16 protein-coding genes, 1 tRNA gene and 1 other RNA gene are annotated in these 14088 nt (G+C 69.3%); 14 read left to right on the forward strand and 4 right to left on the reverse strand.

The features are described 5' to 3' along the window. Window positions 1–867 precede the first annotated feature (867 nt). Entirely contained in the window at window positions 868–1260 is a 393-nt protein-coding gene (locus ABZT93_RS30410) for an HNH endonuclease signature motif containing protein (protein ID WP_356110749.1), read from the forward strand. 87 nt (window positions 1261–1347) lie between these two features. On the opposite strand, the gene ABZT93_RS30415 is transcribed toward ABZT93_RS30410, so the two are convergent. Genes ABZT93_RS30415 through ABZT93_RS30425 form a run of 3 tightly spaced genes read right to left on the reverse strand, consistent with a single transcriptional unit; the run spans window position 1348 to window position 2610 of the window. Then, complete coding sequence (locus ABZT93_RS30415) at window positions 1348–1728, reverse strand: hypothetical protein (RefSeq protein WP_356110902.1); 381 nt, start codon at window positions 1726–1728, stop codon at window positions 1348–1350. After that, complete coding sequence (locus ABZT93_RS30420; protein WP_356110751.1) at window positions 1728–2156, reverse strand: ATP-binding protein; 429 nt, start codon at window positions 2154–2156, stop codon at window positions 1728–1730. The genes ABZT93_RS30415 and ABZT93_RS30420 overlap by 1 nt, the downstream gene beginning before the upstream one ends. Before the next feature lie 46 nt (window positions 2157–2202). Next, window positions 2203–2610, reverse strand: a complete 408-nt coding sequence (locus tag ABZT93_RS30425; protein WP_356110903.1) for an NUDIX hydrolase — start codon at window positions 2608–2610, stop codon at window positions 2203–2205. A gap of 109 nt (window positions 2611–2719) precedes the next feature. On the opposite strand from ABZT93_RS30425, the gene ABZT93_RS30430 reads away from it, so the two are divergent. The 10 genes from ABZT93_RS30430 to ABZT93_RS30475 all read left to right on the forward strand — a co-directional run bounded on the left by ABZT93_RS30430 (window position 2720) and on the right by ABZT93_RS30475 (window position 9735). After that, window positions 2720–3511, forward strand: a complete 792-nt coding sequence (locus tag ABZT93_RS30430; protein ID WP_062025424.1) for a GntR family transcriptional regulator — start codon at window positions 2720–2722, stop codon at window positions 3509–3511. A gap of 170 nt (window positions 3512–3681) precedes the next feature. Further along, the gene (locus ABZT93_RS30435; protein WP_057608710.1) at window positions 3682–4038 is read left to right on the forward strand and encodes a hypothetical protein; all 357 of its coding nucleotides are present in this window, start codon (window positions 3682–3684) and stop codon (window positions 4036–4038) included. Beyond that, entirely contained in the window at window positions 4038–5414 is a 1377-nt protein-coding gene (locus ABZT93_RS30440) for an FtsK/SpoIIIE domain-containing protein (protein WP_356110753.1), read from the forward strand. The genes ABZT93_RS30435 and ABZT93_RS30440 overlap by 1 nt, the downstream gene beginning before the upstream one ends. A 77-nt stretch (window positions 5415–5491) precedes the next feature. Then, window positions 5492–6121, forward strand: a complete 630-nt coding sequence (locus tag ABZT93_RS30445; RefSeq protein WP_356110755.1) for a DUF2637 domain-containing protein — start codon at window positions 5492–5494, stop codon at window positions 6119–6121. A 15-nt stretch (window positions 6122–6136) separates the two neighbouring features. After that, window positions 6137–6328, forward strand: coding sequence for a mobile element transfer protein (locus tag ABZT93_RS30450; RefSeq protein WP_356026274.1), 192 nt, complete (start codon window positions 6137–6139; stop codon window positions 6326–6328). Between the two features lie 16 nt (window positions 6329–6344). Beyond that, window positions 6345–6539, forward strand: coding sequence for a hypothetical protein (locus ABZT93_RS30455; RefSeq protein WP_356110757.1), 195 nt, complete (start codon window positions 6345–6347; stop codon window positions 6537–6539). 25 nt (window positions 6540–6564) lie between these two features. After that, entirely contained in the window at window positions 6565–6813 is a 249-nt protein-coding gene (locus ABZT93_RS30460; RefSeq protein WP_356110759.1) for a SpdD protein, read from the forward strand. A gap of 121 nt (window positions 6814–6934) precedes the next feature. Further along, window positions 6935–8254, forward strand: a complete 1320-nt coding sequence (locus ABZT93_RS30465; protein WP_356110761.1) for a replication initiator — start codon at window positions 6935–6937, stop codon at window positions 8252–8254. Then, window positions 8247–8480, forward strand: coding sequence for an excisionase family DNA-binding protein (locus ABZT93_RS30470; protein ID WP_356110762.1), 234 nt, complete (start codon window positions 8247–8249; stop codon window positions 8478–8480). Before ABZT93_RS30465 ends, ABZT93_RS30470 begins: the two co-directional genes overlap by 8 nt. A gap of 10 nt (window positions 8481–8490) precedes the next feature. Beyond that, a complete protein-coding gene (locus ABZT93_RS30475) occupies window positions 8491–9735 on the forward strand; it encodes a tyrosine-type recombinase/integrase (protein WP_356110764.1) in 1245 nt (414 codons plus the stop codon). Between the two features lie 90 nt (window positions 9736–9825). Here the strand turns inward: ABZT93_RS30475 and ABZT93_RS30480 are convergent. Beyond that, window positions 9826–9913 (reverse strand) — tRNA-Ser (locus tag ABZT93_RS30480). A gap of 72 nt (window positions 9914–9985) precedes the next feature. Between ABZT93_RS30480 and ffs the strand changes: the two genes are divergently transcribed. From ffs to purD, 3 genes are all read left to right on the forward strand, one after another. Continuing rightward, window positions 9986–10084: signal recognition particle sRNA small type (ffs, locus tag ABZT93_RS30485), an RNA gene on the forward strand. A gap of 58 nt (window positions 10085–10142) precedes the next feature. Further along, window positions 10143–12557 carry a DNA polymerase III subunit gamma and tau gene (locus ABZT93_RS30490; RefSeq protein WP_356110766.1) on the forward strand — a complete coding sequence of 805 codons (2415 nt, stop codon included), beginning with the start codon at window positions 10143–10145 and terminating at the stop codon, window positions 12555–12557. 104 nt (window positions 12558–12661) lie between these two features. After that, the gene (gene purD, locus ABZT93_RS30495) at window positions 12662–13915 is read left to right on the forward strand and encodes a phosphoribosylamine--glycine ligase (protein ID WP_356110768.1); all 1254 of its coding nucleotides are present in this window, start codon (window positions 12662–12664) and stop codon (window positions 13913–13915) included. Window positions 13916–14088 lie beyond the last annotated feature (173 nt).

The raw sequence follows: 14088 nt of genomic DNA on the forward strand, positions 1-14088 counted from the left end.
CTTTTTTTGTTGTGGTCGGTGTGAGTGGTATTTTTTTTGGTGGGGGGGCGGCCCACTGTCCCGCCCGGAGGAGCGAAGCGACGACGGGTGCTTGAACCAGTAGAGAAAGTTGTAACTCACTCGTTCTGTTCTAACCTCGGTTCGTTGTCTGCGACTGCGGTCATGGAAGCGACGCTCGCCGTCGCTGGCCCTAGGTCGAGATTCACTCCTGCGCAGGGCGCCATGCACTTACGATGAGTACCTCCGTCGGGATGCACCTCCAGGAGCCCAATGGCCGACAAGCAGATTGATCGTCTCGTCAGGCAGCGCCGGAGTGCCGCACAACGCATCATCTATAACCAGCAGTTGGGCAATGCAGACGTCGTCATGCGTCTCCGCAAACGAGTGGCTGCACTCGACAGGGAGATAGAGCAGCGACTGGTCGGGGCGACGGGTGAGGTACCCAACGGAACCTCGTCATCCAGCAAGCGCGTGACGCGGCGTGGGAACAACCCGTATACGAGAAGGCCTGTGTTGCAGCGTGGGAAGCTGGCCACGTGGAATGCGTCAGAGATCGACTGGCCCATTCCCTTGACTCCTGCAAGGCCACTCGGTCCACAACCCACGGTGCCCGCCCAGCAGGAGACAGTCGCTGACGCCCAGGAAGAGGCTCACGCCGCCCTGCCTGAGGCTGCGCCACCAGTGCGGTCGCCAATGCCTGGCAGGGGGCGGGCAGCAGAAGCACGGCAGTGCCCCGTGTGCGGCCGACCAGTGATGGCTGGACGAAATAGGCATCAGCAATGCGAACGTATCAGCGCCAAGATCTTCGAGAGTACCGAGAGCGAGGCGCCTGCAGCTGCGATGCTGGCTTCGCGTAAAGCCTCCTCCATGGCGGAGTACCGCTCCCTTGTACGCAAAGTGGAGCGACGCGAGGCTGACACCTACGGGCGCCGCAATGAACGAGTCAGCCGTGATCCGGTGCGCCTTCGGGACGCTCGGCGTGCTGTGCTGGTGCGAGCCCAGGGCCGCTGTGAGAACCCCACATGCGGCGGTCAGCCAGCGGATGTCACTGACGACGGCCAAGCAATTCTGGAAGTTGACCACGTCGAACGGATCGCGGAGGGAGGCCGTGACCACCCCTCTCAGATGGTCGCCCTATGCCCCAACTGCCACGCGATGAAGGAACGCGGCGCAACCCGCGCAGCACTGCGCTTCGTTCTGCTGGATGTCGCCAAGCACGGGCACACTCTGTGGCATGTCGGATCCGATAGCTGCCCCTGACGCCCGCGGCAAGGCACGGCATGATGGCTGAGGTTCCCGCCTACGGCACCAAGAGTGTGCACGACACGAGGCGGAAAGCATCACAAGCTAGACATCGGTCGGGTGGGGTTTGAAGTCATAGGCACAGGGTGGGAGTTCGCTGCCTTGGCGGTGAACGATCGGGAGGAAAAGCACGGGACGGATCGTCCAGGTGATTCGATTGTTGGCCTGGGTGAGGGACACCGTGCAGGATTCGGCGCGCAGGAGGGCTCGTCTCGTTTCGGCGCGGCCGTCGTACAGCCATTCCCACATCTCCTGGGATGCGTTGGGATCCAGTGCCGGTGAGATGGTGCGGAGCGCGACCGCTACCCATCTGTCGGCCTGCGGTGCCGAGTAGGCGTCGAAAGAAGCCCGGAGTACTGGCGGCGTCTGTTCGGCGACGTCTTCGGTCCAGCACTCGCACCAGTAGCCGCGCTGCGGCTTATCCATCAGCACGGGTGGCCTCCCACAGGCGAGTCCGTGAAGAGCTCCGCGGTGACCGTGTGCCCGCCGTCGCTCTCGTGGACCACGACCCGGTGAGCGATCACGCTGACCATGCCCAGGCCCCGGCCGTGCTCAGCGTCCTGGTCCTGGCGCTCGACCTTCGGGGCAGTGCCGGCACCTCCGCAGTCCGTCAGCGACAACGCGATGACCTGTGCCGATACCGCCAGGGCCAGATGGAAGCTGCCCGACTCCTGACCGCTGGCCGTGTGGAGGATCGCGTTCGCGCTCAGCTCGCTCACGATCAGCTCGGCGTCCTCGGCCAGAGGTGAGCCGCGCAGGATGTCGCGGGTCCAGCGGCGGGCCCGGCTGACCTCTTCCGGGAAACCTGGGCAAGTGAGCCCCCAGACCCGGGCTGTACTCGTATACTCGTGCATACAAGTTCCTTCGTGCTGGTAGGCCGCCATGTGCAGCGGGTTCGGGCTAGACGAGTTTCACGCCGTCATGGGCGCGGATGGCAGGTGGAGACGCCGCGTCCATCGAATCCAGGACGCGGATGGCGTATGCCTCGTCGGCAAGCTCGGAGACTTCTTCGCGGGTGGCCCAGCGCAGTGCGCGGGTCTCATCCCCTGTGGTGGGGGTGCCGTCGGCGGCCTGGCAGCGGAACACCAGGGAGACGATCAGACCCGTCATGTTCTTGTAGACGCCGGTCAGAGTCGCCGGAAGGGCGATCTTGATGCCGGTTTCTTCGAGGACTTCGCGTTGCAGGGCCTCGGGGATGGTCTCCTCAGGTTCGAGGACGCCACCCGGCGGCTCCCACTTGCCGTTGTCCCGGCGCTGGATCAGGAGGGCCCGGCCCAAGTCGTCGACGACGACTCCGGCCACGCTCACGGAGTGCGGGCGTTCTGTGCTCACGTTCCTCGGCCCTCTCGGATGGCTAGGCTCTCCACCGTAGCAACAACACTCGCCCACACGTCTAGATACCTAAAGGAGTGCACTCGTGACCCCTGCTCTTCCCTCCGGCCAGCTCGGTGATCTCGACCCCACGAGCGATCGTGCGGTCTTCCGGCAGATCGCCGACCAGCTGCGTGAGGCCATCGACCGTGGGCGGTTCAGAGAGGGCGAGAAGCTGCCCTCCGAGGCGGAGCTTGTGGACCACTACGGGGTATCCCGAATGACGGTCCGCAACTCCTTCTCCATCCTCCAGGGGGAAGGACTCGTCCATGCCGAGCACGGCAAGGGTGTCTTCGTGCGGCCCCGTCCGCCCGTGCGGCGGCTCGCCTCCGACCGGTTCGCCCGGCGGCATCGGGAGCAGGGGAAGTCCGCGTTCATTGTCGAGGCGGACACGGTCGGCAGCCATCCTCAGGTCGACAGCCTTGAGGTGAAGGAAGAGAAGGCCAGTCAGGACATCTCCACGCGGCTCGGCTCTGTGCGGCGCGTACTCGCCCGGCGCCGGCGGTACCTCCTTGACGGGCGGCCGGTCGAGTTCGCTACCTCCTACCTGCCCCTCGACATCGCCCGCGGTACGCAGATCGCCGAACCCAATCCTGGGCCCGGCGGCATCTACGCCCGCCTTGAAGAACTCGGCCACCGCCTCGACCACTTCGAGGAGGAGATCCGGGCCCGGATGCCCTCGCCGGACGAGGTCAAGACCCTCCGGCTGGCCTCCGGCGTGCCCGTCATCCACCTGATCCGCACCGCCTTCGACACGGAGGGTCGGGCCGTTGAGGTGTGCGACACGGTCATGGCGGCGGACGCCTACGTGCTCTCGTACCAGCTTCCGGCGACCTGATCGTCATGGTTTGCGATGGTGCGCGGGGACGCTCTCCCGAACTCGTACACCTCAGCATGTATACTCGTATAGACGAGTGGGCAAGTTGTGTGGCAGGGTGATCGTCGTGAGCCCGGGAAATCGGGTTCGCAGATCGCTACATGTATAGACGAGTAGATAGGGAAACTGCCTTGCGCACCATCCGTGTTGAGACTTCCGCCGCCACGATCCTCCTCACCGAGGCTCCTGAGCCCAAGGTCCGCGACCGTCAGACCGGCGAGATCGCCAAGGACGCCGTCAGTGGTGAGGCGTTGATGACGCTCGGCGTCGTCTACATCGAGGACGGCGAATCCTCGCTGATCAAGGTCACCGTGCCGGAAGGCGGTGTCTCGGAGGGGCTGAACCTCGGCGCTCCGGTCTCGCTGCCGGGGCTCATCGCCCGGCCGTGGGAGTCGGTGTTCAACGGCCAGCAGCGCCACGGCATCGCCTACCGGGCCGCCGCCGTCACCCCGGCCGCGTTCCCGGCCGCCATGGGGGCCACCGCCTGATGACCGACCTGACGACGCTCCTGGAGGTGGGTGGTCCCCTCGCCGCGCTCGGCGGCGGGGCTGCCTACACCCGGGCCAAGTACCCGGCGCTCTACTGGACCGCTGTCGGCGGCCCGATATCCACCGTCCGCCTGCTCAGCTCGTACAGCTCCGTCATGGAGGCCTGCGGCCTGACCGTCGCGCCCTCGCGGCTGCGGGTTCTCGCCGTGAAGGCCACTACTCGGCGAGAAGTCCGGCCGGTCCCGCCCCGCCGGGGACTCATACGGCCGACCTCGACCGGGCTGCGTATCCGGCTGCGGCTCGCACCCGGGCAGGAACCCGCAGACGTCGCCGCCTCGGCTGAACGGCTGCGGCACGCCTGGGGAGTTCATGCCGTCTACGTCACCACCGTCAAGCCGGGTGTCGTCGAACTGCGGCTTGTCGGCTATGACGTCCTGCGGCGGGTCCGGATGCCTAGTAAGGCTGACTCCGGGTTCCTCAAGGTGCCGGTCGCTCTGCGGGAGGACGCCACGCCCTTCGTACGGGACTACCGGACCGTTCCCCACCAACTCACCCTCGGCGCAACCCTGTCCGGCAAGTCCATGTACCTGCGCCACCTCGTTGCCGGACTCGCCCGTCAGCCCGTCGCCCTCGTCGGCATCGACTGCAAGCGGGGCGTCGAACTGGCGCCCTTCGCCGCCCGCCTCTCCGCCCTCGCCACCGACCCGGACGAAGCCGCCGAACTCTTGCCCGTCCTGGTCAAGGAAATGGAGGACCGATACGACCTGATCAAGGAACGGCAGGGCATCGCGCCCGGCACACCGGACGAGGAGATCACCTCCGACATCTGGGGCCTGCCCGAGAGCGAACGGCCTGTTCCCATCGTCCTGTTCGTCGACGAGGTGGCGGAACTGTTCCTCGTTGCGACGCGCAAGGACGAGGAACGGCGGGACGAGATGGTCACCCAGCTCATCCGCCTCGCCCAGCTCGGCCGCGCGGCCGGCATCTACCTGGAGGTGTGCGGGCAGCGCTTCGGCGCCGAACTCGGCAAGGGCGCCACCATGCTCCGCGCCCAGCTCACCGGCCGGGTCTGCCACCGCGTCAACGACGAACCCTCCGCCAAGATGGCACTCGGCGACATCGCCCCCGAGGCGGTCCATGCCGCCTGCGCCATCGCCCCCGAACTGCCCGGCCTCGCCGTCGCGGGCGACACCTCCGGCGGCTGGTCCCGCATCCGCACCCCGTATCTGTCCCTCGGTGACGCCGCAGAGGTCTGCCGGGAGTCGGCGCACCTGGTGCCCGACCTGCCCGCGCTCAAGCGCTTCAGTCCCGATGTGCCCGTACGACCGGTCGAGACCCCGGCCCCCGTCGTCAGGCCGCACCCAGTGACCGACTGACAGTCACCCACACCCCACCCCGGCCACGCGCCAAGTCCCTACCCCTGCCATGCCCGAACCCGAAAGGAGACCGGACTGTGCGCGTCCATCTCGCCCGCGTCGACGCGGTGTTGGTCCAAGCGCTCATCGCCGCCGCGCTGTCCTTCGCCCACATCCACGACATCGCCATGGCGGCCGGACAGGACGGATGGAAGGCGTGGGCCTACCCGATCAGCGTTGACCTGCTGCTCGTCGCCGCATGGCGTCGACTCCGCTCCGGTACAGCCAAAGCGGCGGCCTGGTGCTGGTTCGTCATCGCCCTCACCGCCTCCCTCGGCGCCAACGTCGCCACCGCCGGACTCCTCGACACGACCAAGGTGCCGGCCTGGCTGCGCATCCTCGTCGCGGGCTGGCCTGCGGTCGCCTTCCTCGGCGGGACCCTCCTCGCGCACTCGGCGCCCAAGGCGGCCACCGACGAGAACGGCGCGGAACTCATCGAGCACCAGGAGGACGAGCCCGAAGCCACACCCGGCCCGCCCGCCGAACCCGCCATCGAGTCGACCTCGCCGACCCCGCCCGTCCCCGTCCCGGTCGCCCTGGTCGACCACGCCCGCAAGGTCGCCGCCGAACACCACACCCGCACCGGCGTCCCCATCGACACCCCAACCCTCCGCGCCCGCCTCGGCGTTCCGGCCCCGATGGCCGAAGCCATCGCCGCCCAACTCTGAAAGGAGAACCCCCACATGACCGCCAACCGCCGCTTCCGCAACGTCACCCGTATCGGCCCCGTCCAGGTGGCCACCGCCTACGACGGCCGGGGCCGCGAGAAGCACACCGCCGCCTGCACCGCTCCGCGCTGCGGCTTCTCCGCCGACTACGACAGCCGCGCCGCCGCCGAACTGGCCGCCCGCACCCACCGCTGCCCCGTCCGCTGAAAGGACCCGTCCTCCCGTGACCGTCAGCCTGCCGCTCGTCTTCGTCCTCGGCCTCTTCGCCTGGGGAGCGGTCAAGTTCCTCGGCGTCCGCACCTGGATCGTCGTCCTGATCGCCCTCTTCGGCTTCTGGCTCTCGCACACCTTCCTCGCCCCCGCCATCGAGTCCGGCACGCGCTCCGGCGTGACCGTCATAAACGGCTCACACGCCTAGACGAGTAGATAAGAAAGGCTCCGCCGTGTTCCTGCCCAAGTACCCCGACAACCCCACCCCGCCGTCCGCACACACCCACACCACGACGACCGACCCGGCACCGGCCCGTCGCTCGCTGCCCTCGGTGTCCATCGATCAGAAGACGGTCGTCGCCCTGGTCGTCGGCGGAGTCGTCCTCACCGCGCTCCTGGCCGCCGTCGCCGTCACGGCCGTCTCCGTAGCCATCGCGGCCGTGGTCCTGCGCTCGATGCTCCGCGATCAGCACCGCCGCTGAACCCCTTGGACTCCGGGGCGGCGGCACACGACCAAGCATTACGCCGCCCCGGGGCCAGTTCCTCCCGACCGAGCAAGCCAGAAGGAGAAACGCCATCTTCACCCGCACTACCCCGGCCCCCGTGCCGGAACTCGCGAACCTGGCCGCCCAGGGCACGCTCCCGGGTATCCTCCGCCAGCTCTCCGGCCTCGGCGGCTGCACCCATCCCATCCGCCTCGACGGCCACCGCACCGAATACGACCTCGACACCACCACCGGCGAGATCGGCCGCATCCTCCACCACCTCGACTCGACCAGCCTCCCCGCCGGCCAACTCCTCGTCCGCCGCAACAACCGCCGCACCACCCGCTGCCCGGCCTGCGCGGAGGTCTACCGCCGCGACACCTTCCACCTGATCAGCTCCGGACTGCGCGGCGGCAAAGGCACCCCCGAACAGGTCGGCACCCACCCCCGCGTCTTCGCCACCTTCACCGCCCCCGGCTTCGGCCCCGTCCACAACCGCCGCACCGACGGCCGCCCCTGCCGCTGCGGCCACCACCACGACCAGGACGACGACCAACTCGGCACCCCCCTGAACCCCGACACCTACGACTACGAAGCCGCCGTCCTCTGGAACGCCCACGCCGGAGCCCTCTGGCGCCGCTTCTCGATCTACCTGCGCCGGGAAGTCGCCAAGCGCGCGGGCCTCTCACAACGCCGCCTGCGCGACCACGCCCGCGTCTCCTTCGCCAAGGTCGCCGAGTACCAAAAGCGCGGCGCCGTCCACTTCCACGCCGTCATACGCATCGACGGCCCCGGCGGCGGCAACACCCCACCGCCCGCCTGGGCCACCGCCGAACTCCTCACCGACGCCATAGAAGCCGCCGCCTCCAAGGTCCGCGTCGACGGCCCGGTCATCAACGGCCGCACCCACACCTTCACCTTCGGCCGCCAACTCGACGTCCGCACCATCCGCTCCGCCGACTTCAACGACGGCCAGGAGCTCACCGAACGAGCCGTCGCCGCCTACATCGCCAAGTACGCCACCAAGGGCGCCGAAACCGCGACCGGCGCCCTCGACCGCCCCCTCAAGTTCCTCGCCGAACTCGCCCAACTCGACATCAGCGAACACGCCCGCCAACTCATCCGAACCGCCTGGACCCTCGGCGCCCGCAAGAGCCTCGAACATCTCCGCCTACGCGCATGGGCCCACATGCTCGGCTTCCGCGGCCACTTCTCCACCAAGTCCCGCCGCTACTCCACCACCCTCGGCGCCCTCCGCAACGCCCGCGCCGAATGGCGCCGCACCCAAGCCGCAGAAGCCACCAACCCTCAGCCGGAGACGACATATGTCCTCGCCCACTGGGTCTTCGCCGGAACCGGCCTCTCCGACACCGAAGCCTGGCTGTCGGAATCCCTCGAACCCGCCCCCGGCACAGAAGGAGAACCAACTCGTGGCTGAGCCCCGAGTCCCTGCCCGCAGGCCCGAGCAGCCCGACCCCTTCTTGGCCCTCCTGACCGTCGAGGAAGCGGCCAGACGGCTCCGCATCGGTCGTACGACGTGCTTCCGCCTCGTCCTCGCCGGAGAGATTGAGTCCGTCACGGTGGGGCGGCTGCGCCGAGTCCCCGCAGACGCCGTACCCGCCTACGTCACCAAGCTCCGCCACCGACCCGCCGAAGCGGCCTGAGGGGGACGTCATGGCAGAGAAGAACACACGCACCCGACAGCCCAACGGCGCCTCCTCCATCTACCTCGGCAAAGACGGCAAGTGGCACGGACGAGTGACGGTCGGAGTCCGTGACGACGGCAAGCCGGACCGCCGCCACATCGAGCGCAAGACCAAGGCCGAAGTGACCAAGGCCGTCCGCGAGATGGAGCGGGCGAGGGACGACAAGAAGCTCAGGAAGCCGGGCCAGAGCTGGACCCTGCAAGCCTGGCTTGAGCACTGGGTCGAGAACATCGCCAAGCCGTACGTCTCCGAGAACACGTACGACGGCTACGAGGTCGACGTACGCGTACACCTCGTCCCCGGCCTGGGCGCCCACAAGCTCGACAAGCTGGAGCCTGAACACCTGGAGCGCTTCTACGGGAAGATGCAGGGCGCCGGGAGCTCCGCCGGCACCGCCCACCACGCTCACCGAACGATCAGGGTCGCCCTCGGCGAGGCCAAGCGACGGGGACACGTCGCCACCAACGTGGCCGAGATCGCCAAGGCGCCGCGTCTCGAAGAAGAGGACATCGAGCCGTTCACGATCGAGGAGGTTCAGAGCCTCCTCGTCGAGGCCGCCAAGCTCCGCAACAGCACGAGGTGGGTCATCGCCCTGGCGCTCGGCCTCCGCCAGGGGGAGGCGCTCGGGCTCCACTGGGAAGACGTCGACCTGGACGCGGGATACGTCCGCATCCGCAAGAACCGTCTCCGCCCCAGGTACGCCCACGGCTGTGGAGACAAAGACCCGTGCGGCCGTAAAGCTGGCTACTGCCCCCAGAAGCAGCAGACCCGCCGAGAGCACAAGTCCACCAAGTCCCGCGCCGGACGCCGGACGATCGGTCTGCCCGACCCGCTGATCAAGCTCCTCCGTCAGCACCAGGAGCAGCAGGAGAAGGAGCGAATCGAGGCCGGAGTCGACTGGGAGGGCAAGGGATACGTCTTCGCCTCCCCGATCGGTGGCCCCCTCAGCCCGAACACCGACTTCCACACCTGGAAGCGGCTACTGCGAGACGCTGGCGTACGAGACGGCCGTCTCCATGACGCTCGCCACACCGCCGCGACCGTCCTCCTGATCCTCGGCGTCCAGGACGTCGTGGTCGACGCGATCATGGGATGGGAGCCCGGGGGAGCGGCCCGTATGCGCGCCCGGTACATGCACGTCACCGGAACGCTGCTGCGGAAGGTCGCCCAACAAGTCGGCGACGCTCTCTGGGAGCCGCCGAAGACCGGCTGAAGCCCAACTGAGACGGAAACTGAGACGGACAACGACGAAGGGCCCCACCGCGAACGGTGGGGCCCTTCGACATCGTGCCCGGTGAGGCACTGGCGGAGGATACGAGATTCGAACTCGTGAGGGGTTGCCCCCAACACGCTTTCCAAGCGTGCGCCCTAGGCCTCTAGGCGAATCCTCCGCCGCAAACAATACAAGACGTTGAGGAGTGCTCGCGAACTCGTTCCCACCCCTCGCCATCGGGTACTGTTTGGGCAGCCCCTCACGCGGCGCTATCTGACTGAACTCCCCCAGGGCCGGAAGGCAGCAAGGGTAGGTTGGCTCTGGCGGGTGCGTGGGGGGCGTTCGCGTTCCCGGACGGGGGCCCGCGCGGGGTCGGGTTGTCAGTGGGCGCCTATAACCTCGTATGCGTGTCGTCTCTCGCGTTGTACCGCCGCTACCGCCCGGAGTCATTCGCCGAGGTCATCGGGCAGGAGCATGTCACCGACCCGCTGCAGCAGGCGCTGCGGAACAACCGGGTCAATCACGCGTACCTGTTCAGCGGTCCGCGCGGATGCGGCAAGACGACCAGCGCGCGCATCCTCGCCAGGTGCCTGAACTGCGAGCAGGGGCCCACGCCGACCCCCTGCGGGACGTGCCAGTCCTGCCAGGACCTGGCCAGGAACGGCCCGGGCTCCATCGACGTCATCGAGATCGACGCAGCCTCTCACGGTGGTGTGGACGACGCCCGTGAGCTGCGGGAGAAGGCCTTCTTCGGCCCCGCGAGCAGCCGGTACAAGATCTACATCATCGACGAGGCCCACATGGTCACGTCGGCCGGGTTCAACGCGCTCCTGAAGGTCGTCGAGGAGCCCCCGGAGCACCTCAAGTTCATCTTCGCCACCACCGAACCCGAGAAGGTCATCGGGACGATCCGGTCACGGACCCATCACTACCCCTTCCGGCTCGTACCGCCCGGCACCCTGCGGGAGTACCTCGGCGAGGTGTGCGGCAAGGAGAACATTCCCGTCGAGGACGGCGTCCTGCCGCTCGTCGTGCGGGCCGGCCAGGGCTCCGTGCGTGACTCCATGTCCGTCATGGACCAGCTGCTCGCCGGGGCCAAGGAGGAGGGTGTGACGTATGCCATGGCCACGTCCCTCCTCGGCTACACCGACGGTTCTCTCCTCGACTCCGTCGTCGAGGCCTTCGCCACCGGTGACGGCGCCGCCGCCTTCGAGGTCGTCGACCGTGTCATCGAGGGCGGCAACGACCCGCGCCGTTTCGTCGCCGACCTGCTGGAGCGGCTGCGGGACCTGGTGATCCTCGCCGCTGTTCCCGACGCCGCCGAGAAGGGGCTCATCGACGCCCCCGCCGACGTCATCGAGCGCATGCAGGCCCAGGCCGGCACCTTCGGCGCCGCCGAGCTCAGCCGTGCCGCCGACCTCGTCAACGAAGGTCTGACCGAGATGCGCGGCGCCCACTCGCCCCGCCTCCAGCTGGAACTCATCTGCGCGCGCGTGCTGCTCCCCGCCGCCTACGGGGACGAGCGCTCAGTCATGGCCCGCCTCGACCGCATCGAGCGGGGCGTGAACTTCTCGGCCGGCGGTGGCGCCCCCGCGATGGGGTACGTGCCGGGGCCGGAGGCGCACGGGGGAGCTGCCCCGGGTCTTTCGACGGCCGCCGTACCGCATTCGGCCGCCGTACCGCCCTCAGTCGCCGCCTCGCCCTCGGTTCCGGTTCCGCCCGGCGGCGGTCCCGCCGCGGCGCGGGCCGCCGTCCGGACCGCGGGGGCGGGTACACCGCCCGGTGGCCCGGGCGGATTCCCCGGCGCTACGGCCGACTCGGCAGCCCCCGCCCCGGCCGCCCCCGCCGGCCCGCCCTCGGGCCCGTCCGCCGGTCCGGCGCACGGTTCTTCCGCGGGCCACGCCCCTGCTGCTCCGACCGGTCCCAGCTCCAGCCGTTCCCCCGCAGCCCACCCCGACCAGCCCCACCAGCAGCCCTCCGCCCCGGCCCCGGCCGCAGGCCCTGCTCCCGGCGCCTGGCCCGCCGCTGCCACCGCCGGCGGCGGTCGGCGTCCCGGTGGCTGGCCCACCGCGACCCCGGCGGGCGGCGGCCAGCCCTCGGCGCCCGCAGCACACCGACCCGCGGCCGCCCCGGCACCAGCCCAGCCCGCGCCCGCGGCCTCCGCCGCCGCGCCCGCACCGGCCGCCTACACGCCGCCGACCGGAGGCCTCGACCCCCGCCAGCTCTGGCCCAACATCCTGGAAGCGGTCAAGAACCGCCGCCGCTTCACCTGGATCCTCCTCAGCCAGAACGCCCAGGTGGCCGGTTTCGACGGCACCACCCTCCAGCTCGGCTTCGTCAACGCGGGCGCCCGCGACAACTTCGTGAGCAGCGGCAGCGAGGAGGTGCTGCGCCAGGCGCTCTCCGAGCAGTTCAGCGTCCAGTGGAAGATCGAGGCCGTCGTCGACCCGTCCGGCGGCGGCGCGGCCCCCCCGCCATCCGGTGGTTTCAACGGCGGCAACCCCGGCGGCGGTGGCTACGGCGGAGGGGGCAACCCCGGCGGCTACGGCACCGGCAGCACAGGAGGCTACGGCGCCCCGGCCCCCCAGGCCCCGCCCTCCCCCCAGCCGACGTCCGCCCCGGCAACCCAGTCCAGGCCGACGCCCACCCCCACACCGGCCCCCGCCCCGCAACGGTCCGCTCCGGAACCCCCGCCCGTCTCCATCGAGGACGACATCCCCGAGGACGACGACCCCGACCTCAACGAGTCGGCCCTCTCCGGCCGTGAACTGATCGTGCGGGAGCTCGGGGCGACAGTGGTGGAGGAGATCACGAACGAGTAGGTCCCAAGGAAGTACCGAAACGGCGCCCGGCTTTGGAGGAACCTACGGCTCCGCTCTCTCCACCCCGTAGGAACCCCCCACAAAAACCCCGTTAGGCTGACCCCGTGAAGGTCCTCGTCATCGGTAACGGCGCCCGCGAACACGCCCTGTGCCGCTCCCTGTCCCTCGACCCCGACGTCAGCGCACTGCACTGCGCACCCGGCAACGCCGGCATTGCCGAGGTCGCCGAGCTGCACCCGGTCGACGCCCTCGACGGCGAGGCGGTGACCGCGCTCGCGCAGCGACTCGGTGCCGACCTGGTCGTCGTAGGCCCGGAGGCCCCGCTGGTCGCGGGGGTCGCCGACGCCGTGCGTGGGGCGGGCATTGCCGTCTTCGGCCCGTCCGGGGAGGCCGCGCAGCTCGAGGGCTCGAAGGCCTTCGCCAAGGAGGTCATGGCCGCGGCCGGAGTGCCGACCGCCCGCTCCTACGTCTGCACGACCCCCGAGGAGGTCGCCGAAGCTCTCGACGCCTTCGGTGCCCCGTACGTCGTCAAGGACGACGGTCTCGCCGCGGGCAAGGGTGTCGTCGTGACCAGCGACATCGAGGCCGCGACGGCCCACGCGAACGCCTGTGAGCGGGTCGTCATCGAGGAGTTCCTCGACGGCCCCGAGGTCTCCCTCTTCGCCATCACCGACGGCGACACCGTCCTGCCGCTCCAGCCCGCCCAGGACTTCAAGCGCGCCCTCGACGGCGACGAGGGCCCGAACACCGGCGGCATGGGCGCGTACTCCCCGCTGCCCTGGGCCGACCCGAAGCTGGTGGACGAGGTCCTGCAGACGGTTCTGCAGCCGACGGTCGACGAGATGCGCCGCCGTGACACCCCCTTCTCCGGCCTGCTGTACGCCGGTCTCGCGATCACGTCCCGGGGTGTTCGGGTCATCGAGTTCAACGCCCGCTTCGGCGATCCCGAAACCCAGGTCGTCCTGGCCCGCCTCAAGACCCCGCTGGCCGGTGTCCTGCTCGCCGCCGCGAGCGGCAACCTCGAGGACCTGCCGCCGCTGCGCTGGAGCGAGGAGGCCGCGGTCACCGTGGTAGTCGCCTCGCACAACTACCCCGCCACCCCGCGCACAGGTGACCCGATCACCGGTCTTGACGAGGTGGCCGAGCAGGACGCCCCGCACGCGTATGTCCTGCACGCCGGCACGAGGAGGGACGGTGACGCCGTCGTCAGCGCCGGCGGCCGCGTCCTGTCGGTCACGGCGTCCGGCAAGGACCTCACCGAGGCCCGCGAGCGCGCGTACCGGGCGGTGGGCCGTATCCGACTCGACGGTTCCCAGCACCGGACGGACATCGCGGCGAAGGCGGCGTCCGAAGCCTGAGAAGTACCAGGCCTGAGAAGTACCAGGTCTGAGAAGTACGAGGCCTGAAGCGTGGGAAGCCCGAAGACTGGGAGCCCCCCGCACTCGAACAACCTGATCGGCCCTGGATCCGTCTAAGGATCCGGGGCCTGATCTTTGCTGTACGTCATCCACCTTTCCCCAAAGCCATTCCA

The sequence above is a fragment of the Streptomyces sp. NPDC005303 genome (assembly GCF_040607335.1).
Lineage (GTDB): Bacteria > Actinomycetota > Actinomycetes > Streptomycetales > Streptomycetaceae > Streptomyces.